Origin of the sequence: Orbus hercynius, assembly GCF_003634275.1 — a bacterium.
Classification (GTDB): Bacteria; Pseudomonadota; Gammaproteobacteria; order Enterobacterales; family Orbaceae; genus Orbus; species Orbus hercynius.
The window spans coordinates 1,053,553-1,078,175 of the sequence record NZ_RBWY01000001.1 but is presented as its reverse complement, the minus strand read 5'-3'; the positions used below and the strand labels follow the sequence as shown (position 1 = coordinate 1,078,175).

Annotated in this window: 19 protein-coding genes and 1 pseudogene; 14 read left to right on the top strand and 6 right to left on the bottom strand. The window is 40.4% G+C overall.

All coding sequences use genetic code 11. From position 1 onward, the window contains the following. Entirely contained in the window at positions 1 to 2,166 is a 2,166-nt protein-coding gene (locus tag DES39_RS04915; RefSeq protein WP_121144620.1) for a TonB-dependent receptor plug domain-containing protein, read from the bottom strand. A 145-nt stretch (positions 2,167 to 2,311) separates the two neighbouring features. Here DES39_RS04915 and hutW point away from each other — a divergent pair, with 145 nt between their 5' ends. The 6 genes from hutW to DES39_RS04885 all read left to right on the top strand — a co-directional run bounded on the left by hutW (position 2,312) and on the right by DES39_RS04885 (position 7,219). Beyond that, the gene (hutW, locus tag DES39_RS04910) at positions 2,312 to 3,712 is read left to right on the top strand and encodes a heme anaerobic degradation radical SAM methyltransferase ChuW/HutW (RefSeq protein ID WP_121144619.1); all 1,401 of its coding nucleotides are present in this window, start codon (positions 2,312 to 2,314) and stop codon (positions 3,710 to 3,712) included. Positions 3,713 to 3,762: 50 nt separating this feature from the next. Then, positions 3,763 to 4,245 carry a heme utilization cystosolic carrier protein HutX gene (gene hutX / locus DES39_RS04905; RefSeq protein ID WP_121144618.1) on the top strand — a complete coding sequence of 161 codons (483 nt, stop codon included), beginning with the start codon at positions 3,763 to 3,765 and terminating at the stop codon, positions 4,243 to 4,245. Positions 4,246 to 4,254: 9 nt separating this feature from the next. Further along, positions 4,255 to 4,884 carry an NAD(P)H-binding protein gene (locus tag DES39_RS04900; protein WP_121144617.1) on the top strand — a complete coding sequence of 210 codons (630 nt, stop codon included), beginning with the start codon at positions 4,255 to 4,257 and terminating at the stop codon, positions 4,882 to 4,884. A 44-nt stretch (positions 4,885 to 4,928) separates the two neighbouring features. Next, complete coding sequence (locus DES39_RS04895) at positions 4,929 to 5,912, top strand: FecCD family ABC transporter permease (protein WP_121144616.1); 984 nt, start codon at positions 4,929 to 4,931, stop codon at positions 5,910 to 5,912. Further along, on the top strand, positions 5,909 to 6,682 hold the full coding sequence (locus DES39_RS04890) for a heme ABC transporter ATP-binding protein (protein WP_121144615.1): 774 nt from the start codon (positions 5,909 to 5,911) through the stop codon (positions 6,680 to 6,682). The genes DES39_RS04895 and DES39_RS04890 overlap by 4 nt, the downstream gene beginning before the upstream one ends. Before the next feature lie 111 nt (positions 6,683 to 6,793). Then, on the top strand, positions 6,794 to 7,219 hold the full coding sequence (locus DES39_RS04885) for a protein YgfX (RefSeq protein ID WP_121144614.1): 426 nt from the start codon (positions 6,794 to 6,796) through the stop codon (positions 7,217 to 7,219). Positions 7,220 to 7,235: 16 nt separating this feature from the next. Here DES39_RS04885 and rsmI read toward each other — a convergent pair whose 3' ends face one another. Further along, a complete protein-coding gene (gene rsmI, locus DES39_RS04880) occupies positions 7,236 to 8,093 on the bottom strand; it encodes a 16S rRNA (cytidine(1402)-2'-O)-methyltransferase (RefSeq protein ID WP_121144795.1) in 858 nt (285 codons plus the stop codon). 286 nt (positions 8,094 to 8,379) lie between these two features. On the opposite strand from rsmI, the gene DES39_RS04875 reads away from it, so the two are divergent. The 4 genes from DES39_RS04875 (at position 8,380) to rlmF (ending at position 12,804) form a co-directional block, all read left to right on the top strand. After that, positions 8,380 to 9,387: a peptidoglycan DD-metalloendopeptidase family protein gene (locus DES39_RS04875; protein ID WP_425463984.1), complete on the top strand. Its 1,008-nt coding sequence runs from the start codon at positions 8,380 to 8,382 to the stop codon at positions 9,385 to 9,387. A gap of 94 nt (positions 9,388 to 9,481) precedes the next feature. After that, a complete protein-coding gene (gene gpmA / locus DES39_RS04870) occupies positions 9,482 to 10,234 on the top strand; it encodes a 2,3-diphosphoglycerate-dependent phosphoglycerate mutase (RefSeq protein WP_121144613.1) in 753 nt (250 codons plus the stop codon). A gap of 231 nt (positions 10,235 to 10,465) precedes the next feature. Beyond that, a complete protein-coding gene (locus DES39_RS04865) occupies positions 10,466 to 11,674 on the top strand; it encodes an aldose 1-epimerase family protein (protein WP_121144612.1) in 1,209 nt (402 codons plus the stop codon). Between the two features lie 173 nt (positions 11,675 to 11,847). Continuing rightward, positions 11,848 to 12,804 (top strand): 23S rRNA (adenine(1618)-N(6))-methyltransferase RlmF, encoded by a 957-nt coding sequence (rlmF, locus tag DES39_RS04860; RefSeq protein ID WP_121144611.1) that lies wholly within the window; start codon positions 11,848 to 11,850, stop codon positions 12,802 to 12,804. Positions 12,805 to 12,870: 66 nt separating this feature from the next. Here rlmF and DES39_RS04855 read toward each other — a convergent pair whose 3' ends face one another. The 3 genes and pseudogenes from DES39_RS04855 to dalD all read right to left on the bottom strand — a co-directional run bounded on the left by DES39_RS04855 (position 12,871) and on the right by dalD (position 17,156). Beyond that, a complete protein-coding gene (locus DES39_RS04855; protein ID WP_121144610.1) occupies positions 12,871 to 14,136 on the bottom strand; it encodes an MFS transporter in 1,266 nt (421 codons plus the stop codon). A 94-nt stretch (positions 14,137 to 14,230) separates the two neighbouring features. Next, positions 14,231 to 15,697 (bottom strand): annotated as a pseudogene (gene xylB, locus DES39_RS04850) (xylulokinase). Positions 15,698 to 15,779: 82 nt separating this feature from the next. Further along, positions 15,780 to 17,156 carry a D-arabinitol 4-dehydrogenase gene (dalD, locus tag DES39_RS04845; RefSeq protein WP_121144609.1) on the bottom strand — a complete coding sequence of 459 codons (1,377 nt, stop codon included), beginning with the start codon at positions 17,154 to 17,156 and terminating at the stop codon, positions 15,780 to 15,782. A 295-nt stretch (positions 17,157 to 17,451) separates the two neighbouring features. Between dalD and DES39_RS04840 the strand changes: the two genes are divergently transcribed. Further along, entirely contained in the window at positions 17,452 to 18,402 is a 951-nt protein-coding gene (locus tag DES39_RS04840; RefSeq protein ID WP_121144608.1) for a sugar-binding transcriptional regulator, read from the top strand. Positions 18,403 to 18,478: 76 nt separating this feature from the next. Here DES39_RS04840 and mutS read toward each other — a convergent pair whose 3' ends face one another. Then, positions 18,479 to 21,037 carry a DNA mismatch repair protein MutS gene (gene mutS, locus DES39_RS04835; RefSeq protein WP_121144607.1) on the bottom strand — a complete coding sequence of 853 codons (2,559 nt, stop codon included), beginning with the start codon at positions 21,035 to 21,037 and terminating at the stop codon, positions 18,479 to 18,481. Positions 21,038 to 21,647: 610 nt separating this feature from the next. Between mutS and DES39_RS04830 the strand changes: the two genes are divergently transcribed. The 3 genes from DES39_RS04830 to DES39_RS04820 are packed head-to-tail and all read left to right on the top strand — an operon-like array spanning position 21,648 to position 24,605. Further along, positions 21,648 to 22,115, top strand: a complete 468-nt coding sequence (locus DES39_RS04830; RefSeq protein ID WP_121144606.1) for a TadE/TadG family type IV pilus assembly protein — start codon at positions 21,648 to 21,650, stop codon at positions 22,113 to 22,115. Positions 22,116 to 22,153: 38 nt separating this feature from the next. After that, complete coding sequence (gene tadF, locus DES39_RS04825; protein WP_170143342.1) at positions 22,154 to 22,735, top strand: tight adherence pilus pseudopilin TadF; 582 nt, start codon at positions 22,154 to 22,156, stop codon at positions 22,733 to 22,735. Positions 22,736 to 22,787: 52 nt separating this feature from the next. Next, positions 22,788 to 24,605 carry a TadE/TadG family type IV pilus assembly protein gene (locus DES39_RS04820; protein ID WP_147405420.1) on the top strand — a complete coding sequence of 606 codons (1,818 nt, stop codon included), beginning with the start codon at positions 22,788 to 22,790 and terminating at the stop codon, positions 24,603 to 24,605. The last annotated feature ends 18 nt before the right edge of the window (positions 24,606 to 24,623 follow it).

Here is a 24,623-nt window from a genome sequence, read left to right as displayed (position 1 = left end):
CTAAAATAGCAAACTCGCGCTAATAACCGTATTAAATTTTGCTGCCGGAATAGTTTCCCTTGCCGTGGTATAATTTTTGTTAAGCAAGTTATTTAAATCGATACCGATTTGATACTGTCTTTCACGACCAAATGATGCCGTCAGCGAGAAATTAAGCGTTGCCCAGCCCGAGTAATGATAGGTGTCATCGCCACTGCGTTTAGCGGTATCAGTTGCTGCGCGAATAAATAGATTACTATCAAAATCGGTGTTAATAGCATCCCAAATCGTACTATTTTTTACCCCAAACGTACTTGATAAAGCAGGACTACCACTGTCGAATGTTTGATAACTTGAGGTATGCAGTTGGCGGCGTATATAGTTGGCCGTCAGATAAGGCACGAAATCCCAGTCAAGATACTCGATGGATAATTCTACACCATAGGTTCTGGCTTTATCCGCATTAATATAATATTGGTTCGTTGAACCCACTGCGCCATTACAGATCGCCGAACCATTACAGTATTGATCCGTGATATAGTTTTTCGCATCTGAATAGTAAATTGCCGAGTCGATCAACCAACGATTATTATTAAAACGTAGTCCTATTTCATAGTTGTTTGATTTTTCAGGTTTAAGATCGGGATTCCCGTATAGCACTTGCGAGTGGGCGGCGGTGATACCATAAAGATGAGCTAAAGTTGGGTAAACATAACCTTGCGCAAATGATGCTCTTAATAACGTATTTTCAATACCTTGATAGGTCATGCCGGTGGCAACGACAAAATTATGATGATGATCGGTTCGTGGCGAGTCAACGGTCGTGGTTGAGGTTTGCGAACCAGACACTGGGGTTTTGGTTTGTGTGCTATGGCCTTTTTTCAGTTCAGATTCAATCCAGTATTGTCTTATGCCGATATTCCAGTTGATGTCTTTGGTGAGTGACCAATCGTTTTGAGCAAATACGGCAATAGTCGATTGTTGCCACTTATTATTTTGTAAGGATCGTTCGACATAATCCCGACTTGGAATCGGAGTGTTAATGGTATTTTGGGTTAGTGAGGTTTGTTTAACATCATCTCGCTGATATTGCGCGCCAGTGATGAGATTGATATCGGGATGTAGCTTCCAGTTGATTTGACTGGTTAAGCCAACACTATTTTGCGTATCATCGGTATGGGTATTGGTGCCAATTTTCATGGTCGCAATCGGCACAATTAAAATATTATTGCGAAACTGACGTTCCAAACGTTGATAATAACCATCAACATGAATTTTATCAATCAGATTACTATCGACATCGTAGTCATAAAATAACCCAATTTTATCGCGTGCCAGCTTAGGAATTTTGAGCGAGAACTCTTTAATTTCAGGTGAGCCGGAAGCTAAGTTATAGTAAGTGCTAGTATCGACTTTATAATGCTCAAGTGACATGCCAAACTTATGTTGATCAAGGCGATAGCCTAACCAGGCACTGGCACTGTTATTGTCAAAATCAGTGTTTTTAAGTCGTCCTTCTTTCGTTTTACGATCGCCTTGGTCTGAATAAGTACCACTGAGTCGATAGTCAAAATTATCAACGGTGCCATAAATCGAGCCTTGCTCGGTAAAACCATCGGTTGCACCGTTATAAATGGATTTAAAATGTGCATTGAATTTTTTTTGATCTTCAGATCCTTTGCGCGTGATAAAATTAACAACGCCGCCGATGGCTTGTGAGCCATACAGTACTGAGTTAGGTCCTTTTACGACTTCAATTCTTTCAACCGACTCCATATCGATTAATACTCCGGCACTTGAACCATGGCCAGAGCGATGATAGGTAAGTTCTTGGCCATCAACCAAGATTAAAACACGAGACGGCTCCTCACCACGAATCATAATTTGTTTGCGCCCGGCTAATGAATTATCACTAATCTCAACACCAGGAATATCCCGCAGTGTTTCAATAATGGAATCACCATTTTGCTTTTTAATTTCATCCGAGTTGACAACGGCAACCGGCATTGGGCTCTCCCAGATTGATTTTTCACTGCGCTCTGAGGTGACAATAATCGTATCGAGGGCGGAGGCGACTTTATTTTTCGCTTTACTATTGACGGTTTCTTGAGCAGATACTTCAGTGATGGGTATAGCGGCAAGTAATGGCATAAAACAGGAAACACAAGCTTGACGGAACAGTTTCATAATTAACCTTAACTTAATGCAAATGAGAATTGTTATCAATTATATTGTAAGAGCGGAGTAAATCAAGTATAAAAGGAAATTAAATTTTATATTGCCAAATGATAATGATTATCGTTTAATATATTTAGGAAACTTGGAGAATACGATGAAATTAGAGCTTGAATCATTTTATGCAAAGCTTGATGGTACGCCTTTTACCGAGCGTTGGGCGGTGATGCCATTTCGTGGCGCGATGCCAGTTGGCGCGGATAAAATTAACGATACATGGCAGCAACTACACCAACATGCCATTACCAAAAACAAGCGTTTGCTGTACGTGCATATCCCATTTTGTGCGACCCACTGCTCGTTTTGTGGTTTTTATCAAAACCCACTACATAAACATGATACCGAGCGCTATACCCAGTATTTATTGCAGGATATTTTACTTAATGCTGATTCCGTTTTATATCAATCAGCTCCGATTCATGCGGTCTATTTTGGTGGTGGTACTCCTAGTGCTTTGACTGCTGATCAGCTGCACCGAATTATTACGACGCTACGTAAACATTACCCATTAACCCCCGATTGTGAAATTACCATTGAAGGCCGTGTGCTTAATTTTACCGATGAAAAGATTGACGCTTGCCTTGAAGCTGGCGCGAATCGTTTTTCTATCGGCGTACAGACTTTTGATACTGCGATTAGGAAACGACTTGCCAGAACCTCAGATAAGCAACAAACCATTAATTTTATTGAAAAATTAGGGTTGAGAGATAAAGCAACGGTAGTGTGTGATTTAATTTTTGGCTTACCTGAGCAAACAGTTGCGACCTGGCAGGAAGATTTAGCGATTGTGCGCGATTTACCACTCGACGGCGTGGATCTTTATGCGCTGAACTTGTTACCGACAACGCCATTATTTAAAAGCGTTGAAAATAACCGCGTTACATTACCGACGGTTACTGATAATTATCAGTTTTATCAAATGGGCGTTGATACGCTTACTGATTATGGTTGGCACCAGCTCTCTAATAGCCATTGGGGTAAAACGACCCGCGAACGTAACTTGTACAATATTCTCATCAAACAAGGAGCCGATTATTTAGCATTTGGTTCTTGTGCCGGGGGAAAATTACAGGATAAATCATTTATGGTGCAGCGTAATTTAGATCATTATTACGCTAATCTTGACCAAGGTAAAAAGCCCTTAGCGATGTTATTACAAGGTAATAAACAATTGAAATGGCTACATTTGCTACAAGGTGGCATTGAATGTGGCTGCGTTGATCTCAACGCGATAACGTCGCAGCCAGAATTATTAGCGCCACTCATTAACCAATGGTATCAAGCGGGGCTGATATGTGAAGATAAACTCTGCTTTAGATTAACAACACAAGGGCGATTTTGGGCGAGCAATTTATTAAGTGCACTACAAAAATTATTGTTGCAAATTAATGAACCGCAATTAGCTCAGATCGCAACTAAGCACCCTCACGCCGTGATGATGAAGGCGGATTCAGCAGCAGGGCTTGCAAGGGCAAAACACAGTCATGCTGCGCAATAGCCTTGCATAGTATTCATTTTGTAAGAAAAATTATTTAGGGGATAGTAGTAATGAGTAAATTAACATTAACCGAATTGATGGCAACCAATCCAGATGGCGCATTAGAAAAAATCGCGGCGGAGTACCAAGTGTCATTATTAACCGTGATTCAAGCATTACCACATTGCCGCCTATTAGCGGGCCAACATTTTGATCAGGTATGCCAAGCTGTCGAGCAGTGGGGGAATGTGACGATTTTAGTTAACACGCCTGATATTATTTTTGAGTTCTACGGCAATTTGCCAAGCGGTAAGCACGGTCATGGTTATTATAATTTGCAAGGTAAACAAGGTTTTAGTGGTCACATTAGTGCCCAACGCTGCCAGCATATCGCCTTTATTGAAAGAAAATTTATGGGCGTTGATACCGCATCAATCCTCTTTTTAAATGATGCAGGACAAGCGATGTTCAAAATTTTTGTTGGTCGTGATGAGCAGCGTAATTTGCAAGCTGAGCAGCTCAGTGCTTTCCGTCAACTTTCACAAATCAAATAGGCATGACAGATGAAATCATTATTAATTTTTGGTGCTAGTCGCGGCACTGGTGAGCAAGTTGTCAAGCACGCTCGCAAGCAAGGTTATCGATGCGTTGCAGTTGTTCGCCAGCAAGCTCATTATGATGCCTTACTCGAGTTAGGTGTAGAGCCCATTTTAGGCGATGCCAATGATATTGATATTATTGAGAAGGCCTGCTTATTGGCTGGTAAAGACTGTACGATTGTGTCAACCTTGGGGGGGAATCAAGCCAATTATCAGCCGCAGATGCACATTATCAACCAAGCAGAAAAGCACCAGATTAATCACATGGTACTGATCACATCACTGGGTTGTGGTGACAGTTGGTCAACGCTGAGTGAACGGGCAAAAGCCGCTTTTGGTTATGCTGTTCGTGAAAAAACGCTTGCTGAAGCTTGGTTACAAACTAGCTTGTTGGATTATTGCATTTTAAGACCAGGCGGCTTAACAAATGGCGAAGCAACTCACAATGCCCGTTGCGATACCAATACCGAAGTTCATGGTTATATTAGACGTCATGATTTAGCGTTAGTGATTTTAGATAAAATACAACAACCGCAGTTAGGCAACAATATATACTCGGTGATTGATCCTGATTTAGTTGTTGAACGAAGCTAATTATAAGGCTCGTTAGATTTTTAACGCATGAAATTGATATTAACATGAAACAATACTCGCTTTATGGATTAGGTCTTATTCTTATCGTGATAATGATTAGCTCGGTGAATATGGGCGCATTATCGTTGTCTTTTCGCGATTTATTCGATAGGCCTTTGACTGATCCACTTTGGGATATTTGGCTCAATATTCGCTTACCAAGGGTATTGTTAGCCGTGCTAGTTGGCATCGCACTGGCTACCTCTGGGGTGGTGATGCAAGGGGTGTTTCGTAATCCACTTGCTGATGCCGGTTTGCTGGGTATTAGTAGTGGCGCTGCGCTGTTTGTTGGATTACTTATTATTTTACCCTTTAATCTACCCGGGTTTTTTAAGCTATATGGGCAAATTATTGCCGCTTTTATTGGTGGGCTGGTGGTGTGTTGCATTATTTATCTATTAAGCCATAGCAAAAACAGTTCGATTACCAAGTTATTGCTTGCCGGTATTGCCATTAATGCCTTAGCTGCCTCATTAATTGGTCTAATTAGCTATGTGGCTGATGATCAAGAGCTGCGTCAACTATCATTATGGACGATGGGGCATTTGGGGAAAGGACAATGGCAGTCGGTAATTATTTCGGCTGTTTTTATTATCCCAACAACGATAGTGATTATGCTGATGAGCCGTTCACTCAATATCTTGCAATTAGGTGATGAAGATGCCCATTATCTAGGGGTCAATGTGCAAAAGACCAAGCGAAGCTTGTTATTGTTAAGTGCATTATTGATTGGTACGGCGGTATCGGTCAGCGGCATTATTGCGTTTGTTGGTTTGGCTGTGCCACATATGTTAAGGCTGCAACTCGGCGCTGATCATCGTTTATTAATTCCCGCTACCGTGTTAGGTGGCGGCAGTTTATTGCTATTAGCTGACACCATTGCGCGCATTGCCGTCGCGCCTAATGAAATACCAGTTGGCCTATTAACCAGCTTAATTGGCGGACCGTATTTTCTGTGGTTAATTTTAAGAAGAGGGCCATTGATATGATGTTAACTGCGCAGCAACTCGGTTATCAAGTCGCAGAACGAGCGATTATTGATAACCTCTCCCTTGAAATTAATGTCGGTGAACTGGTGGTAATTATTGGCACCAATGGCGCCGGGAAATCCACCTTATTACGTATGTTGACCGGCTTTTTAGCACCGACTGCCGGAGAATGCTGTTTATTGGGTAAACCTTTGCAGCATTGGTGCAGTAAACAGTTATCACAGGTGAGAACCGTGATGCGACAACATGGTGCACTCTCTTTTCCTTTTTCGGTCCAAGAAGTGATTGCCATGGGACGTTCGCCCTATGGTAAAAAACATTTTCAGCAAGCGCTTGATGAGGTGATCGAAAAAACGCATTGCCAAGAACTTTGCCCGAAAAATTACCAAAAGTTATCCGGTGGTGAACAGCAGCGCGTACAGTTAGCGAGAGTATTGGCACAGTTATGGACACCCGATGAACAGCCTAAAATGCTCTTTTTAGATGAGCCAACATCGGCACTGGATTTGTATCATCAACAGCAAATGTTACGCTTATTAAAAAAACTGACAATGACCGATAGCTACAGCGTTTGCTGCGTTCTACATGACCTCAACTTAGCGGCATTATATGCCGATCGTATTTTCCTCATTGACCAGGGTAAATTAGTGGCGCAAGGCAAGCCGAGTGAGATCTTAACTTCAGCAACACTGGCAAAATGGTATAAAGCAGATTTGTGTGTGCAAGTGCACCCTAAGCACTGTATTCCACAAGTTTTTTTAACGCAGTAATTCTAGCGAAATAATGGGATAAGGATCCCATTTGTGATTAAATCCGTATGCTAAATTCTAGCGATAACTTATTGTGCTTGTCATCTATATCAATCCTCTAAGGAACGGATCATGTGGCGAACTCAAGTGGTAGATTCCACCAAACAATGGCTGTTAGCAACGCTATTTTATCTTACTTTTATCACTCTGATCATTGTCATGTTATATGAGACGATATTCGATAGTCTGATTGCGATAAGTGTGATTTTATTGGTATTGGAGTGGTGGAAAGCGTGCTGCTATTTTAAAACCATACGGGGTGAAATTGCGATTTTTTTCGATAGTGATGAATTGTATTGGTCTCGCCAACGGTGGCAAATTATTAAACATACACTCTATTTTCGTTATGCTATCATTATTCACCTTATATCAAAGCGCAATGCTTGTCGCCGAGTGCTTTTTTTAATGGATGATAGTTTTAGCCGGCAAGATTGGCGCAGTTTAAATTATGTTCTACGGCATAGCTTTGCCAAAGCGCACACCATGACTGATAAATAGTGTACGGCTTTGGGTATTATGATTTTGCCTCTAATCCCAGTTGATAAAGTTGATTTTTTTTCAGTCCATAAACCTCGGCAACAATGGCAGCGGCTTTTTTCAGCGGTAACTCTTGCTGTAAACGTTGTAGTAATTTTATCGCCGTTGGATCAAGTTCATCGTTGGGATCTTTTTGGTAGCCTTCGAGCATTAACACAAACTCACCTTTTTGGCGGTTTTCATCATCAGTGAGCCAGCTTAATAGTTGATTAACGGGTAAGCGGATAATGGTTTCCCATGATTTTGTCAGCTCTTTAGCCAGTACCACGAGTTTATTTTCGCCAAACACCTGTGCAATATCTTGTAAACTATCGATGATACGGTGCGTTGACTCATAAAAGACTAATGTTCTGGGTTCTTGAATTAATTGAGTTAAGTAATCAATTCTGGCTTTACTTTTAGCCGGTAAAAATCCCTCATAGCAAAAACGATCAGTCGGCAGGCCTGATACACATAGTGCGGTAATTGCCGCACAGGCGCCGGGAATCGGGATGATGCGAATTTGTGCTTGATGGCACGCCTTAACCAAGTGATAACCCGGATCATTGATTAAGGGTGTGCCGGCGTCGGAGATAAGTGCGATTGATAATCCTGATTTGAGTTTTTCAATCAACAGTGCGGCTTTTTGCTGCTCATTGTGATCATGTAATGGATAGAGTTTAGCTTGTATGTCAAGGTGTTGCAAAAGCAGACCACTATGTCTGGTATCCTCTGCGGCAACGAGATCAACGTGCTTTAATACTTCAATGGCGCGTAATGTAATATCGCCTAAATTGCCAATTGGGGTAGCAACTATATATAAACAAGAAGGTTCGATGTTGATAGCAGGTGTCATAAGATATCGTGATATGGTCAATTTGGGCATTAAGTTAGCACAAAAAACAGATTGTTCCGAGCAATTATTGTATATAATAATGACATTTATTTTCATTAAATGTTCATCGTTATTATTATTAACATGGATTATCATGTTTTTTTATAGAACTTGTGTATAATAATTTTAACTAAAGTCAACTTTTTTGGGTTGATGAGTATTATACCTAATAGATTGATTAATTAATAAAAACAAGTTTAGGAGTCTTACCTTGATAGCGCGAAATAATCCAATAATAAAGGGTCAACTGGCTAAAGTGGTCTGTGTAAGTGTGCTTGCTTTGGCGATTGCGGCCTGTACGCAAAACAATCCAGCACAAATTAAAGATCTCTCTAATTCTCCGTCTTCAAGTAGTCGGACAAGTGTCGATAATAGTGTCTCTAATTCTGATATGACCTATACGCCCCCACCAACGAATATCAGCCGTTCAAATATTACCAGTGCCAATACTGCCAACCCCAATACCGCTAATGCTTATTCCTCGTCAACCGTTAAAGAGGGCAGCAATGTGGTTACGACGACGCAAGAACGTATGGTATATAACCGTAAATATGATGAAATTCCTAAAGGCGGTTATCAAGGCGATACTTATACGGTACAACGTGGCGATACGTTGTTCTATATTGCGTGGATAACGGGTAATGATTTTCGTTCATTAGCCGCTAAAAATAATGTCAAAGCGCCTTATGAGCTTAGTGTTGGACAAGTCCTCGATGTGAGTGGCGGAACGACGGTAGTGGTTACGCAAAAAACAACAACGCCAACGGGTACAACTAAGCCTGTTGCCACGACGACCACAACGACCACAACCACGACGTCAAGTAAAACGCAGCCAACGTCAAAAGTTACAACGACGGTTAAAAATAGCACTAGCCCAGCGACAACGGTTGCTAATATTAGCTGGCAATGGCCAGTTAAAGGCAAACTGATTGAAACATTCTCTAACGCCTCAAAAGGTATTGATATTGCCGGTTCATTAGGTGATCGCGTTGAGTCAGCGGCTGATGGTCGCGTAGTTTACGCTGGTAATGCCTTACCAGGTTATGGCAATTTAATCATTATTAAGCATAATGATGATTATTTAACCGCGTATGCACATAACCAAAGTATTTTAGTGAAAGAGCAACAAGATGTAAAAGCAGGTCAACAAATTGCAACCATGGGTAATACTGGTACTAGTTCAGTGCGGTTACATTTTGAGATTCGTTATCAAGCAAAATCGGTTGATCCATTAAAATATTTACCGAAACAATAGTAACAATTAAGTCGTATCCAATAATAACAATATTTTCAAAATGAAGTGTGAGCGTGTTTACAAAATAGTAAATTGATTAACTAAGGAGTTGTCCATGGCAGTAAAAAAATTAGTTTTAATCAGACACGGTGAGAGCGAGTGGAACAAAGAGAATCGTTTTTGTGGCTGGACGGATGTTGAGCTTTCTGAAAAAGGCAATCAAGAAGCGATTGATGCAGGAAAATTATTAAAATCAAAAGGCTATCAGTTTGATTTTGCTTTTTCGTCTGTATTAAAACGCGCCATTCACACATTGTGGCATGTTTTAGATGGTGTTGAGCAAGCTTGGTTACCAGTTGAAAAAAACTGGCACTTGAATGAACGCCATTATGGTGCTTTACAAGGACTCAATAAAGCAGAAACAGCGGCAAAATATGGTGATGATCAAGTCAAACTTTGGCGTCGTGGTTTTGCCATTACACCACCAGCGCTAGAAAAATCGGATGAGCGTTATCCTGGTCATGATGCACGTTACAGCGATTTATCTGATGCTGAATTACCTTTAACTGAGAGCTTAGCGCTGACGATTAAACGTGTATTACCTTATTGGCAAGAAGCGATTGCTCCTCGTATTCAACAAGGTGAACGCGTTATTATCGCCGCACACGGTAACTCACTACGTGCTTTAGTGAAGTATTTGGATAATATTAGTGATGACGATATTATCGAACTCAATATTCCAACTGGCGTGCCATTAGTTTATGAGTTTGATGATAATATGAAAGTGATTAAACATTACTATTTAGGTGATGAAGCGGCTATCGCGGCAAAAGCCGCTGCCGTTGCTAATCAGGGCAAAGCGAAGTAATTGAATCTTACCTTTGGTTATTAAATAAAAGCCCAACATTAGTTGGGCTTTTTTATTATCTGTTCAACGCGATTAGGCTAATTTAAGGCGTTGGCCTTTTTACATTAAACTGTGATTTTCATCTCAGAATGATTGTTTACTATTTGTACTTTTTCGGCATTTCATGACATATTAACTGAAACGATTCAGTTGTCCATTTAAACACAATAATTAACAGCCTGAGGAAATAGTATGAAAATCAAATTACTCTCTTTTGCAGTGATATTAGGTATGGTGTCAGCTAGTAGTGTAGCGCAAGAATTTGTGCTTATCGATAATGAGCAAGGTATCAATGTTGGTAATTGGTCGATTAGCGATAAAGATGTGCAGGCCAAAGGCAAGTCGTTTAAAGTCGAAAACACAGTGTTAAAAGGTGGCAAGCAAGAGGGCAGTCAGGTTATTACGATTTCTAGCGATAATTTCTCAATTAATCTTAGCCCAACGCGTGGCATGGGGATTTTATCTGCGCAAGGTGACGGTATCCGTTTGGGCTGGGACTCGCCGGTTAATGAGGTTGTCAATCCGGCTAATATCAATTTAGAAAGCCGAGGCGGCATTGGTTGGCTCGATGGTTTTAATGAAATGATGGTACGTTGTGGTTTTGAGTGGACAGGGCACGCTGTTGCGGCCGATGGCATGATGTATACATTACACGGACGTGCCGGTAATACGCCAGTTTCTAAATTAATTGTTGAGATTGATGAGCAAGCACCCTATACCATTACGGTTAAGGGCCTTATTAAAGAAAACACATTTAAAAATAGCCATTTAGAGACATGGGCGGGATTAAGTTATGTGCCCGGCGAGCAATCGTTTACGGTTCATGATGTGGTGACGAATAAAGGGGATTATACGCGTGATTATCAAATTATTTATCACAGTAATTATGGTCAACCTATTTTGCAAGAGGGCGCAAAATTTGTGGCGCCAGTTAAAGAGATATCGCCCTTTAATGATTATGCTAAGCAAGGCTTAAAAGATTGGCAAACCTATTTAGGGCCAACAAAAGGGTTTGATGAAATGGTATTCAATATTTATCCGTATGCCGATGCCCAAGGGCAAACACAAGTTATGTTAGCAAACAAAGCAGGTGATAAAGGTGCCGGCATCGCCTTTAATGTGCAGGAATTGCCGGTGTTATCGTTATGGAAAAATACCGATACGTTAAAGCAAGGTTATGTGACCGGACTTGAGCCTGGGACCAGTTTTGCTTACCCTGTTACCATTGAGCGTGAACAAAAACGTGTTCGTCAATTAGCGCCAGGACAGAGTGCCACATTCACTTTAGTTTATAGCTTATTAGCAAATAAACAGTCTGTTGATGCCTATCAAAACCACATTAAAGCGATACAAGGCGATCGTAAAACTCAGGTCGTCAATAAGCCGATGGCCTATGAATAAACCCTACTTATAAGAGTGAGATAGATGGCGCGTAATTGCGCCATTTTTATGTTGAAAATCGGCTTATTGCTAACATTGTTTGCCAATTAACCGTAGACTAAGCAAAATAGTTTAGCTTAACGAAAAAATCTGTTTATACTACCCGCTGTGCAAATTTTAATGCTTAAAGTGATATGAAGACTGACTCAACGGATCAAATAAAACATCAATTACACCCACGCAATGACCATCGTCATGGTTATGATTTTCCTGCGCTAATAGCAAGCTGTGCTGAATTATCGCCTTTTGTCACTCGTAATGTGTATGGTAATTTATCGATTGATTTTGCCGATGCTATAGCAGTTAAAACGTTAAATAAAGCGCTATTATTACATTTTTATCAGCTGAGCTATTGGGATATTCCAGCAAGCTATTTATGCCCTCCGGTGCCAGGAAGAGCGGATTATATTCACTATTTGGCTGACTTATTGGCTGATGATAATCAAGGTGAGATCCCTTGCGGTAAAGGTGTTAGAGTGTTGGATATCGGCGTTGGCGCGAATGCGATTTATCCCATTATTGGTCATGCCAAGTATGGCTGGTCATTTGTAGGCAGTGATATTAACCCAACTTCAATAAAAATTGCGACCATGATTGCGCAAGCCAATAGCTCGTTAAAAGGGGCACTAGTGTGCCGATTACAAAAACATCCTTCTGCTATTTTTACCACGATGATTAAAGCCAATGAGCACTATGTTTTAACGCTGTGCAATCCGCCATTTCATGCTTCTGCTCACGAAGCACAGTTGAGCAATCACAAAAAACAACATAATTTAGGTAAGTCGTCATTATCGCCTAGCCTAGGCGAGCTCAACTTTGGTGGCCAAGATAATGAGCTGTGGTGTGAAGGGGGCGAAAGTCAATTTATTGGTCAAATGATTGAGGAAAGTCAGCATTATCAACATCAATGTGCTTGGTTTACTTCATTTGTGTCTAAAAAAGAGACGCTGCCAATACTTACGCAAAAATTGCAACAGATGCCAGTTGCAGAGGTTAGAGTGGTACCAATGGCTCAAGGGCAAAAAATTAGCCGATTTATTGCCTGGAGCTTTTTGCCACAAGCTGAGCGTAAGCGGATTATACAAAAATAGTTCGGTGTGTGGTTCAATCTTGCTTTAACGCCATTACAGTCAATATGCACTATAATGGCGGTATGATTAAATCATGGCAGGCTCAGCCACCGTGACTTTGGCTCTTTCCGGTTGTGGTACTTTGATGATAAAAGTCAGGATAAAGGCGAACATATAGAGTCCAGTATAGGCCCAGACGACACCAACAATCCCCCAAAATGGCAATATCAATGATGCAACTGCTGGTGCAACAAAGTTGCTTAATCCCGCTGAAAGATTATAAATTGAAATAGCAGCGCCTTGATGATGAGGTTCTAAAGCCGGGAAAACTGCAGTCATTGGCACAAATGCCGCAACAAAAATACCTAAGCAAATAGCCGGAATTAACGCGATATAGAAATTATTACCAAAATAGAGCGGCAAGTAGTAAAACATTAAGCTCGAAATTGCCATACCCATGCAGCCAAACCATCTGACTTGGCGTATCCAACCAATATATTCACCGGTAATGCCCCAAAGAATATTGGTAAAAATGGTGACAAAAAAGAAGACTCCCCAAATTTGTAGCCATTGCGAAATGGTAAAATTTAGCTGACCAACGAATAGTAATGGCATGATAATGGCAAAACCGAATAGAGAAATCGTGTTAATGATACGAATCAAACAGGCAAGGAAGATATTACGGTTGGTAAACAAAATGGTGACAGCACGAGATAATTCAGTCAGCTTGTCTTTTAAAGGTAAGTCAACTTTAGAGCGGTCGACCGGTACATGACGTAAACTAAAATAAGCAATTAACCCCCCGCATCCAACCCATACAATCGCAAGCCATAATGTACCGGCTTCACCAATAAAAGGAATACTAAAACTTGGAAGATAGCTACCGATGACGCCAATTCCAACTGAATACATAGCCCAAAACCAACCTGTTGCTGCGGCTAAACGAACGCGCGGAACAACTTGTACTAGTAAGAGCATAAATGAGTAAATGAACAGTGGATAAGCTAAACCGCGAATGCCATAGAATACCAACATAAAATAATAATTTTCAAGATCTAGGCCAAGCAACATAAACAGGGCATGCATTACGATCCACAAAATAAAGCCAAATGTCATTGCTCGCTGTGGCGTAATAATTTCAGCGACAACGCCCGATGCCCAAGCAGCAATAGCGGCAGCAAAGCCATAAATTGTAAATACCATGGCTGATTGTGTCGGTGAAAATCCGAGATCGGTAATATATTTAGAGAGAAAAGCCATTTCAAAACCATCACCGCTCATAAAAATGGCGATAGCAATAAAACCCCAGATAAGGTGTTTTGGAAGACCCAGCCAGTATTGTTGATGATTCATAATTATGATCCTTTATTCGATATTCTGCTATCTAGGCAAAAGCGTGACCTACCACCGGCAAATAGGGCATATTTATCCGGTGGTCCCTGATAATTTATGGATTGATTAACGCTAAGCGCGCCGTTCGTTGTTGCTGATAGAGCAGCTTATAAACGCTATACCGCCGTTTTAGCTGGGTTTGTTTTACTGGCTGTGGCGAGTAACACGCTTGTACTGGCGGTTTTTGGCACACTTCCTTTTCTTTACCGCCATCAGCAAGCCAGGCTAGTCGCGCAGCGCCGAGTGCACCTGATGAGCTAGCGGGATGAGTGACGATTGGTAAATTTAAGATATCAGCAATAAGCTGAGCCCAAATCGGGCTTCTGGCTCCACCGCCAGTCAAACTGCATTGTTTAATACAGGTATTACCTAATACCGCCAGTCCATCAGCTAAACCGAATGCGACGCCCTCTAGTACGGCATAACCAAGCGCGGCACGGTTAGTTTCATGGCGTAATGCAAAAAAGGAACCGGTCGCATCAGCATCATTGTGTGGCGTTCGTTCGCCAGAAAGGTAAGGCAGGAATATGGGGGCTTGCGCTATTTGTTCTTCTGTCAGCGCAGCAATCTCATCCATTAAAATATTTTCAGTGGTTGATAACAAATTACACAGCCATTTTAAACAGCTTGCGGCACTTAGCATTACACTCATTTGATGCCATCGTTTTGGTAAGGCGTGGGCAAAAGCGTGCACGCCGCTATCGGGATTTGCTTGCAGCGCATCGTTAACGACAAAAATGACGCCGGAAGTGCCCAGTGAAATAAAGGCATCATCATTATTAATCGCGCCAACCCCAACCGCTGATGCAGCGTTATCACCGCCGCCACCGGCAATAATAATATTGTCGTTTAAGCCCCACGCTGAGGCGAGCTCGCTGCGCAGTGTGCCACCTTTTTGTGAACCTTCGACTAAAATTGGCATATGTTGACGTGTTAAGCCTGTTGCCGCGAGCAATCGATCTGACCAATCACGTTTAGCAACATCAAGCCATAAGGTGCCAGACGAATCGGACATATCACTGACAAATTCGCCAGTTAATAACCAGCGCAGGTAATCTTTGGGTAATAATACTTTATCTATTTGGGCAAAAATATCGGGCTCGTGATGACGCACCCATAGCAATTTAGGCGCGGTGAAGCCTGGCATGACAAGGTTTGCACCGATCGATTTGAACTCTGGGTAATGCTGCATCAACCACTGACATTCAGCGGCACTGCGGGTGTCATTCCATAAAATGCAGTCACGTAATACTTGCTGATTTTTATCGAGTAAAACTGCACCGTGCATCTGCCCAGACAAGCCAATTGCACGCAATTGTGACCAAGCTTCAGGTGCCTTTTGGCGTAAGGTGGCAATCGATTGATTTGTTGCATCCCACTAGGCTTGTGGTGATTGCTCGGCCCAATTGGCATATGGTCTTTTAACTAATAATGGGACATGACTTGATGCAATAATAGTACCTGTTTGATCAATCAGTTGTGATTTCAGTTCTGACGTGCCGATATCGATTCCTAAGTACATAATAACCTCTTACTGTCTGATATTGTGGTGAGTTTATGCTATCAGCCACTAGTTGACTGGCTCAGCATTACTCACTCGATTATTAATGATTGTTCAACGCCCATTGTTTAATATCTGCAACCGTTTTTATCATTAATTGCTGAAAATCAGTCGATTGTGCTAACTCACCAAATAATGTTGGATTAGTGATAAATTGGGTTAAGGCATCCGGTGATAACATCATTTTTTTGTGTAAGGCTTCATCTAATACGCCATCTTGATAGGTATACGGTAACTTACCTTGTGCCCAGCGTTCAAAGAAGACAAAAAATAATGCCGGTAGTATGGCTGTTGCCTGAGGGGTTATGCCTTTTTGATAACACTCTATTAATGTTGGCGTAATAAATCCCGGAATTTTAGATAAGCCATCGGCGGCAACTCGCTGATTGGTATCTTTAATATAAGGATTACTAAAGCGAGCCAGTACCACATCGCGATAGTTAGCAAGATCTAATGGGCTGGGTGTTAAACATGGGATCACGTTGTCAGTGACATAACGCCAAGCCATTTGATAGATAGGTTCTTTAACCGTACTTTCATCAATATAGTTAAGCCCGATTAAGGTACCAGCCCAAGCGATGCAGCTATGGCTTGCGTTGAGGATACGAATTTTTGCCTCCTCCCAAGGAAGAACCGAGTCCACCATTTCAACATTAACCTGTTCAAGCTTTGGTCGTCCATTAATAAAATCGTCTTCAATAACCCATTGAATAAAGGATTCTCCCATTACGGGCACGTGATCATCTATCCCTGTTGCCGCTTTTACGCGCTCACGCACATCTGGCGTTGGTCTTGGCGTAATGCGATCGACCATGGTGTTTGGGGATGTGGTGTTTTTTTCCACCCAGTGAGACAAATCGTGATTATTTTTTTGTCTTAGAAAAGAGAGAAAACCGTGCCGAAAACGTTCGCCGTTATGACGTAAATTATCACAGTTGAGTAAGGTTACCGGTTTGCCATGTTTGGCCACTCTAGCAGTCAGAATTTTTTCCAGTGCACCGTAAATGGTGATAGCTTGACCGGCTAAATCAGCTTGAATATCCGGTTGTGTTAAATCGAGCTCATGATTGGGTGTCAGATAATAACCCGCTTCGGTTACGGTAAAGGCAATAACTTTAGTATTTTCCTGACTGCCTTGTTCAATCAGGGCGCTAATTTTTTCATCCCATGGCAGAATTTTTTTAATCGAGGTGATCGTTTCATAATGGCGTTCACCTTCAGGTGACACGGTTTCTAATACATATTCACCGTGCTGCTTGGCAAGCTCCGTCAACATTGGTGTTGCGTCATTACGGACATTGCCTAAAGCAATATACCAGCTATCGTCACCTTGCTGAATTAAACGGTGTAAATACCAAGCTTGGTGAGCTCGATGAAAAGAACCTGCGCCAATGTGCATCCAAACAGATTTATGCTTCATAATGATTTCCCTTGTTGAGTATTTGTTTTGTTTTAGAGCAAATGCTCATTTTTAGATTAGTTTAGATGAACAGCGAATGGGTGTCTGCGAGCATGATCACATTATTTACATTTGCTCATTAGCTGTTGATTTGTTCAATTTGGCTTATTAAATAATCAATAGAGGTAAAAGTAACGATAGTATTGGGCTAGTCAATACTCAGTGGTATGACTCTTCATGATTGATTAAGCCTATAAATCCGATTAGAATTAACTATCTGAGGTATCAAATGTTTGGTATATGAGTTAGCAAATCAATGTATAAAGAACACAAAAAACAAGATTTAGCCGCTAGGGTTGCATGGCTATATTATGTGGCAGGCAAAACGCAATTAGAAATTGCTAAAATTTTAGGCATATCTCGACAAATCGCTCAAAGGTTACTGTCGGTAGCCAGAGAACAGGGACTGGTGAATGTCAATATTGTACATCCCATTAGCGAATGTTTAGAGTTGGCACAAATATTAGCGGATAAATATCAGCTCGAAACGGTGCGAGTTGTTCCTTCAATTGGTGCCGATGAGCAAGGCATTCGTGACATGATATCGCAAGAAGGGGCGGAGGTTATGAGTCAGTTTATTGATCAAGAAACCCCGCAAATTATTGGTATTGGTTCAGGTAAAACATTACGCGACATTATTGATGTTTTACCACAACGTCAGCGCCCACAACATATTAGTGTCTCGTTGATTGGTGCGATTGCTAGAGACGGCTCAGCCACGCGTTATGATGTGCCGTTAAAACTGGCTGAGAAAATCGCCTGCAAATATTTTATTATCCCAGCACCCTTGTATGCCGAAATTCCAGAAGATAAACAAACCTGGTGCCAGCATAAGGCTTATCAAATTGTGAAAGATAAAGCGTTACAGTCTGATGTGGTATTTATCGGCATCGGCGATGTGGGATTGGGCTGTCCATTAAATACCGAACAATTCCTGACCGATGAGCAAGCCATTCATTTGAAACAGCTCGGCGCAGTGGCTGAATTGTTGGGTCATTTCCTGAATGAAAATGGCCAGCCGATTGAGAGTGAATTTGAGGCCTTAACTACCAGTATTCGATTGAAGCCTAATTCGGCAATGAATGTGATTGGATTTGCGGCCGGCGCACATAAATACCCGTCGATTAAAGCAGTATTAAAAGGAAGATGGCTAAAAGGTTTGGTCACCGATGAACAGACTGCGCTGAGATTGAGTCAGGAGCCTTGATGCTAGTTGATTCGATTATTAAACATCCCAACTTAATAATAATTGGGATGCGATAATCTAGGTGAGGCAGGTTTGGCTACAGTAATTTTTTGAGTTGATATAGCATGTCTAACGCTTGTTTTGGCGTTAGTGTATCGGGATCAATTTGCTTTAGCGCCTGTTCAATTTCGGATGGCTCAGTGTGATTCATTAACGATAACTGTGTGTTATCAACAGGCAGATTGCTTGAGTGCTGTGACAGCAACTCTAACTCTTTCAATTTCTGCTTTGCGCGTTTTAAAATGGCATTAGGCACACCGGCAAGCCCAGCAACGGCAATACCATAGCTCTTACTTGCCGCGCCTTCCTCAACAGTATGGCGAAAGGCGATCGTGTTATCGTGTTCTATCGCATCAAAGTGGACATTGTAGATACCGGTGATTTTTTCAGGTAGCTGCGTGAGTTCAAAATAATGGGTGGCAAACAGTGTCATGGCTTTTATCTGATTAACTAATGTTTCAACGCACGCCCAAGCGAGTGATAAGCCATCGTAGGTTGATGTTCCACGACCGATTTCATCCATTAAAACCAAACTGTGTTCGGTGGCATTATGCATGATGTTGGCGGTTTCTGTCATTTCAACCATAAAGGTTGAACGGCCTGACGCTAAGTCATCTGAAGCGCCAATACGGGTAAAAATACGATCAATTGGCCCTATCATCGCGGCGCTAGCAGGCACAAAACTACCGATATAACTCAATAGAACAATCAGGGCAGTTTGACGCATATAGGTACTTTTACCCCCCATATTTGGCCCTGTTATGATTAGCATTTTACGCTCTTGCGATAAATTTAGTGCATTGGCGATAAATGGCTTTGACATCACTTGTTCTACCACCAAATGGCGACCATTTTCGATATGAATACCTTTTTTATTAATAAGTTTCGGGGCGCAATAGTTTAAGTTATCCGCACGTTCGGCTAAATTAGCTAATACGTCAAGCTCAGCTAATGATTCAGCACTGCTTTGCATGGCAGATAAATGGGGTAAGAGCAGATCAAAGAGTTGATCATATAACGCTTTTTCTAATGCGAGCGCTTTGCCTTTTGAGGTGAGTACTTTATCTTCATACTCTTTCAATTCAGGAATAATGTAGCGCTCGGCATTTTTGAGCGTTTGCCGACGGGTATAGTGAATGGGAACAAGGTGACTCTGCCCGCGACTGACTTGAATGTAATAGCCATGAATCGCATTATAGCCAATTTTTAACGTATCAATGCCGAGTGCACTACGTTCACGTATTTCCAGTTGATCTAAGTAACTTGTTGCACCGGCGGATAGAGCTCTGAGTTCATCAAGTTCGGTATTATAGCCTTGAGCAAGTACGCCGCCATCTCGAATTAATACCGGTGGGGTTTCGATAATAGCTTGATTGAGCAATGTTGCGATATCACTAAATACATGAATATGTTGGCGCAAGGTTTGTAAATAAGGATTGTTTAATTCACTGAGTGCATGTTGCAGTGTGGGTAAAATATTATAAGCATCACGTAACCTAGCAAAGTCGCGAGGCCGAGCTGAGCGTAATGCTAACCTTGCTAAGATACGCTCAATATCGCCAATTTGCTTTAATAAGGGTTGAATATTGTCGTATTGATTTTGTAGCTCAGCAATGGAGGTCTGTCTTTGGTTTAAGACAACCACATCGCGAATTGGGGTATGTAACCAACGCTTTAACATGCGACTGCCCATCGCGGTCTGTGTTTTGTCTAACACAGCAGCTACCGTATTTTCTGTGCCCCCCGATAAATTTTCAGTTAATTCTAAATTTCGCCGGGTTGCGGCATCGAGCACAACAAATTTATCGGCAGAGACTTTAGTCAGTGCGCGGATATGCGGTAGCGCTGTTTTTTGGGTATCTTTGACATATTGGAGTAAGCAACCGGCTGCTTTTAATGCTTTGCTCGCTTGCTCAACGCCAAAACCGATTAAATCTTTAGTACCAAATTGCAGATTCAGTTGCTGCTTGGCGGTGCTTAACTCAAACTCCCATAACGGTCGGCGCCTTAAGCCATGGCGATTATCGATTAAATGCATTACAGCAAAGGTTTCAGGATATAAAATTTCAACAGGATTGGTGCGTTGTAATTCCGCTTGCATGGCTTCTTGACTATGACATTCAAACACATTAAATCGACCGGAACTAATATCAAGCGTTGCATAACCATAGCCTTCGGCTTGGTGCCAAATTGCGGCTAATAAGTTGTCTTTGCGATCTTCAAGTAACTGCTCATCACTGACTGTACCCGGTGTTACGATTCGTACCACTTTGCGTTCAACCGGCCCCTTACTAGTTGTGGGATCGCCAATTTGCTCACAAATTGCCACCGATTCACCTAATGAAATTAATTTGGCCAAGTATCCTTCAACCGCATGGTAAGGAACGCCGGCCATTGGGATCGGTTCTCCGGCTGAAGCGCCACGTTTAGTTAACGAGATATCGAGTAGCTGCGAAGCTTTTTTGGCATCATCATAAAATAATTCGTAAAAATCACCCATGCGATAAAATAACAAAATATCGGGATTCTCTGCTTTCAGTTTTAAATACTGCTGCATCATGGGAGTGTGATGAGTTAATTTTTCGTTTTCATTCATGGTGATATTTCAACTTATTATTGATATTTCAATTCATAAAAACCACTTGCTCAACTTAAAATGATCAAATGTGGCTGAGTTTTAAGCATGGGTTAAATAAAATACAATTGTCATTATTATTATGTTTATTCTTTATTATTCAATGACTCATATAACTCACCACATTATAACCGATTATTATTTTATCGTAGAGACCTATTTTAGCCAATATTAAGCAATCACGAATGGTTAATTAACACTGTATATCTTAATAAAGGGTTACTTGCTTTATTCATCCCCTAACGACGAGGCTAAATCATCATATTTACATATTTAGCAATATTATAAAATGTAATTTAGCATTTCAATAACTAATATACACTGTACCGATTAATCATTACCGTGTAATATGCGTGTGTTTTGTCAAATCGTAATATGTGATACGACATCATAAAGAAAGATAATCTATCTGTAAAAAAAGATACTGAAAAGTATTAATTTAACTAAAAGTGATTTAGCAAACATCTCACTTTTGGCATTGACATCTATGGCGTGGCTAAACACGATAAGGTGCATCAAGGCTAATATTATCATATTAATAAAGCACTTGATTATTTTAAGGGATAAGTGAATGATTAAACATTTTTACGCCAACAGATCTGGTGTCACGAGCATTGAATTTGCCATCGTTATCGTACCGTTTTTACTCGTTTTATTATTTTTAATTGAATTATGTCGTTTTATCGCTTTATCAGCCGTTTTTGATCTTTCTGTTGCCGAAGCTGGAAGACTAGTATCAAGGCAGCGTTTGAATAATGAAACGTATCTGTCGCTATTTAATAAAAAAATTCATGATAGTAATTCTACTTTCATGTGGTTATTTTTTGATGAAGTGACCAAAAATGATATCAATATTCATATCACCTACTGCGAGAATTTATCCGATATCAGCGCTAATCTCTGTAATAACGATAGTTCGAAGAAAATTGCCATTTACAATATCAATTACCTGGGTGCCAATTCAATTTTTGCCGTTGGCTTAAAGTATTTCTCAGGTACTGAGCTGAGTAGCAGTTTGGTTTATGTGCAAGAGCATTAATTTATAGCCAATATTAAAAATATAGAATAGGCGTTATGATGAATCTAATAAGTATTTTCCGTGAAAAAAATGGTTCGATGTCTATCGAATTTGCCATTGTGTGCCTCTGTTTTTTTGTCATTATTTACTTTTCAGCCAATATCGGTATAGCTATTTTACAACATAATAAACTCGAGCGAGTAAATTACTCATCTTTCACTTTAATGCGTGAAAGAACAAAATTATACGGCAATAGCCTTAAAAAGATTGATCAAAATGAGGTTAATGAACTACTTCTTGCGACGAAACAAATGCTTGGCGAAAATTTAAGTCAACACTTACAAATTCAGCTTGAAGCAATATATTTCGATAAAAAAAGTACTGAAAATAATCGAATCATAAAAGAAACGATTAAATTAATCTCACAAACAGACACAGAATTACCCAATAGCGAATGCTTTTCTGATTTGCCGCCAACTAAGGAATTACATCTTTATAGCGCATGGAGTGCAGAGGGTTGGATTCCAATTATAAGGTTATCATTGTGCGCTAAAAATACCAATCTGATCCCGATTACTTTTTTGGACAATACATTATTTCCTAGCCTGTATCAAACCTCAAGCCTAGGAATGATTCGTTAATTAAACTGAAAATAGCTTTACTATTTTGGCTATGAGAGCGAGAAAAATGAGATTGTTTAATTCTATAAAATACCTATTAATACGTTTTACTTTGGCGCGTGGTGGAAGTGTTGTTATTATTTTTGCTTTGCTGTTGCCATTTATGCTCGCTATCTTAGCGCTTTATTTTGACAGTATGCAATTAATTGGTCGAAAAGCACGTTTAGCTGATGCCATAAACGAGGGTATCATTACCATTGCAAATCGTGGGGAAACTAATGAGGATAAAAATAAGGCTTTATTAACAATCTATTTAGAAGGTTATTTACCTCAAGCGAAAGAATTTAAAAATGTCTCGGTAAAGACTTATACAAGTAGTAATGGATGTATGACTTATGATGGTCAAGCAACCGCTTCTGTTGCAACCATTGTACCTTCTGGCGCGTTAGCAAGCTTTGATGATGTGGAAGATGTGAGCTACAAAAGTGATGCCTGCCGAAAAAAAGCGAAGTTAATTAATGGTGATTATGTCTTTGTCACTGATATGTCTGCATCAATGCGTGGTAAAAAGCTTAAGCGGTTAAAAGAGATACTAAAAGAGTTGGTTAATGAAGGGAGTAAAACACCAAATACGCGTTTTGCAATTGTACCTTATGGTAATGGCGTTCCAACAAAACTTGCAGGTAAAAATGAGCGGGGGGGAGAACTATATGGATGCTCTGTTGTCTTTGTACCAAAAAGTAAATATCAGATTAATTATCAATATTGGTCATTAGTTAAAGCGAATAATTATTCAAAATTAGAGAAAAATGCCCATTTTGCCGATCGCTACCGCTATTATTATTACAAACATTATGTTAGCCCATCACTGAATAAAAATGACTTAGAAGATACGCGCGAGAGTTATTGCTATACCAATAAAAACAAGGCGAATTACGCTTCGGGTAACTATGAATATAGTTGTTTGAGCGATAAATATGGTAATGATAATGCGCAAACCCCTCTGGCAATGATATTTGATGGAATTACGGCTTATCAAAATTTAACGAATAAAACCATTAATCCATTATTTAAAAATGAATTAAAAACAGCGTATGAAGTTCGTCGCCTAGCGGCTAAAGGTCGCTATCGTAATATTGCTAATGATTCTACCATTGATTATCAAGCGACCATCAATCGATTGTTTATTCCTGAAGGTGAATCAAATCATGCTGTGGTAACCTTTCCAATGGCTTGGACATCAACGGCCTCTTACTATCGGCCTTTTCGTAAAATGTGCCGTATGATTAAAGGAAAACGTAAAACATTTGCCAATGCTAAAATACATACTCATTTAATTGAATTATCATCCAACTTAAATGCGATGGAGCCAGATGATCCTATCGATGACGACGATGAGGATATTGATGATGAAGAGATCGATCAAGATGAAAAAGATGAGGATAAACAAGATGACGAGGATATGGGCGGCATTGAAGATAGTGATATCGATGATTTATCGGCAGGCGGCTTGACTGAATCAATGTCAGGTTTTATGCGTGCAGTTCCTGTTATAACTAAAGGTAAATCAGAAAATAAAGCGATTATCTTAATTTCTGACGGCGGTGATAATAGTAATATAAAGATGCGTGATGTGTTTATGGATAAATATCAGATTTGTGACAAAGTCAAAGATCCTAATAGTTATAAACTTTATTCACCAAATACCAAAAAAGTGAATATTTATTTTATTATGCTTGCTTCAAAAGGGGCGCATAAAAAACATGTTAAGCGCTGGGCTGAATGTACTGGCCAGAACAATATTTTTTATTCCCCCAATATTGAAGATCTAAAAGATATTTTATTTAATATCATGACAGATAATGAGCAAGAAGTGATTGAATTCAATTAATCGCCAGATAGATATTGA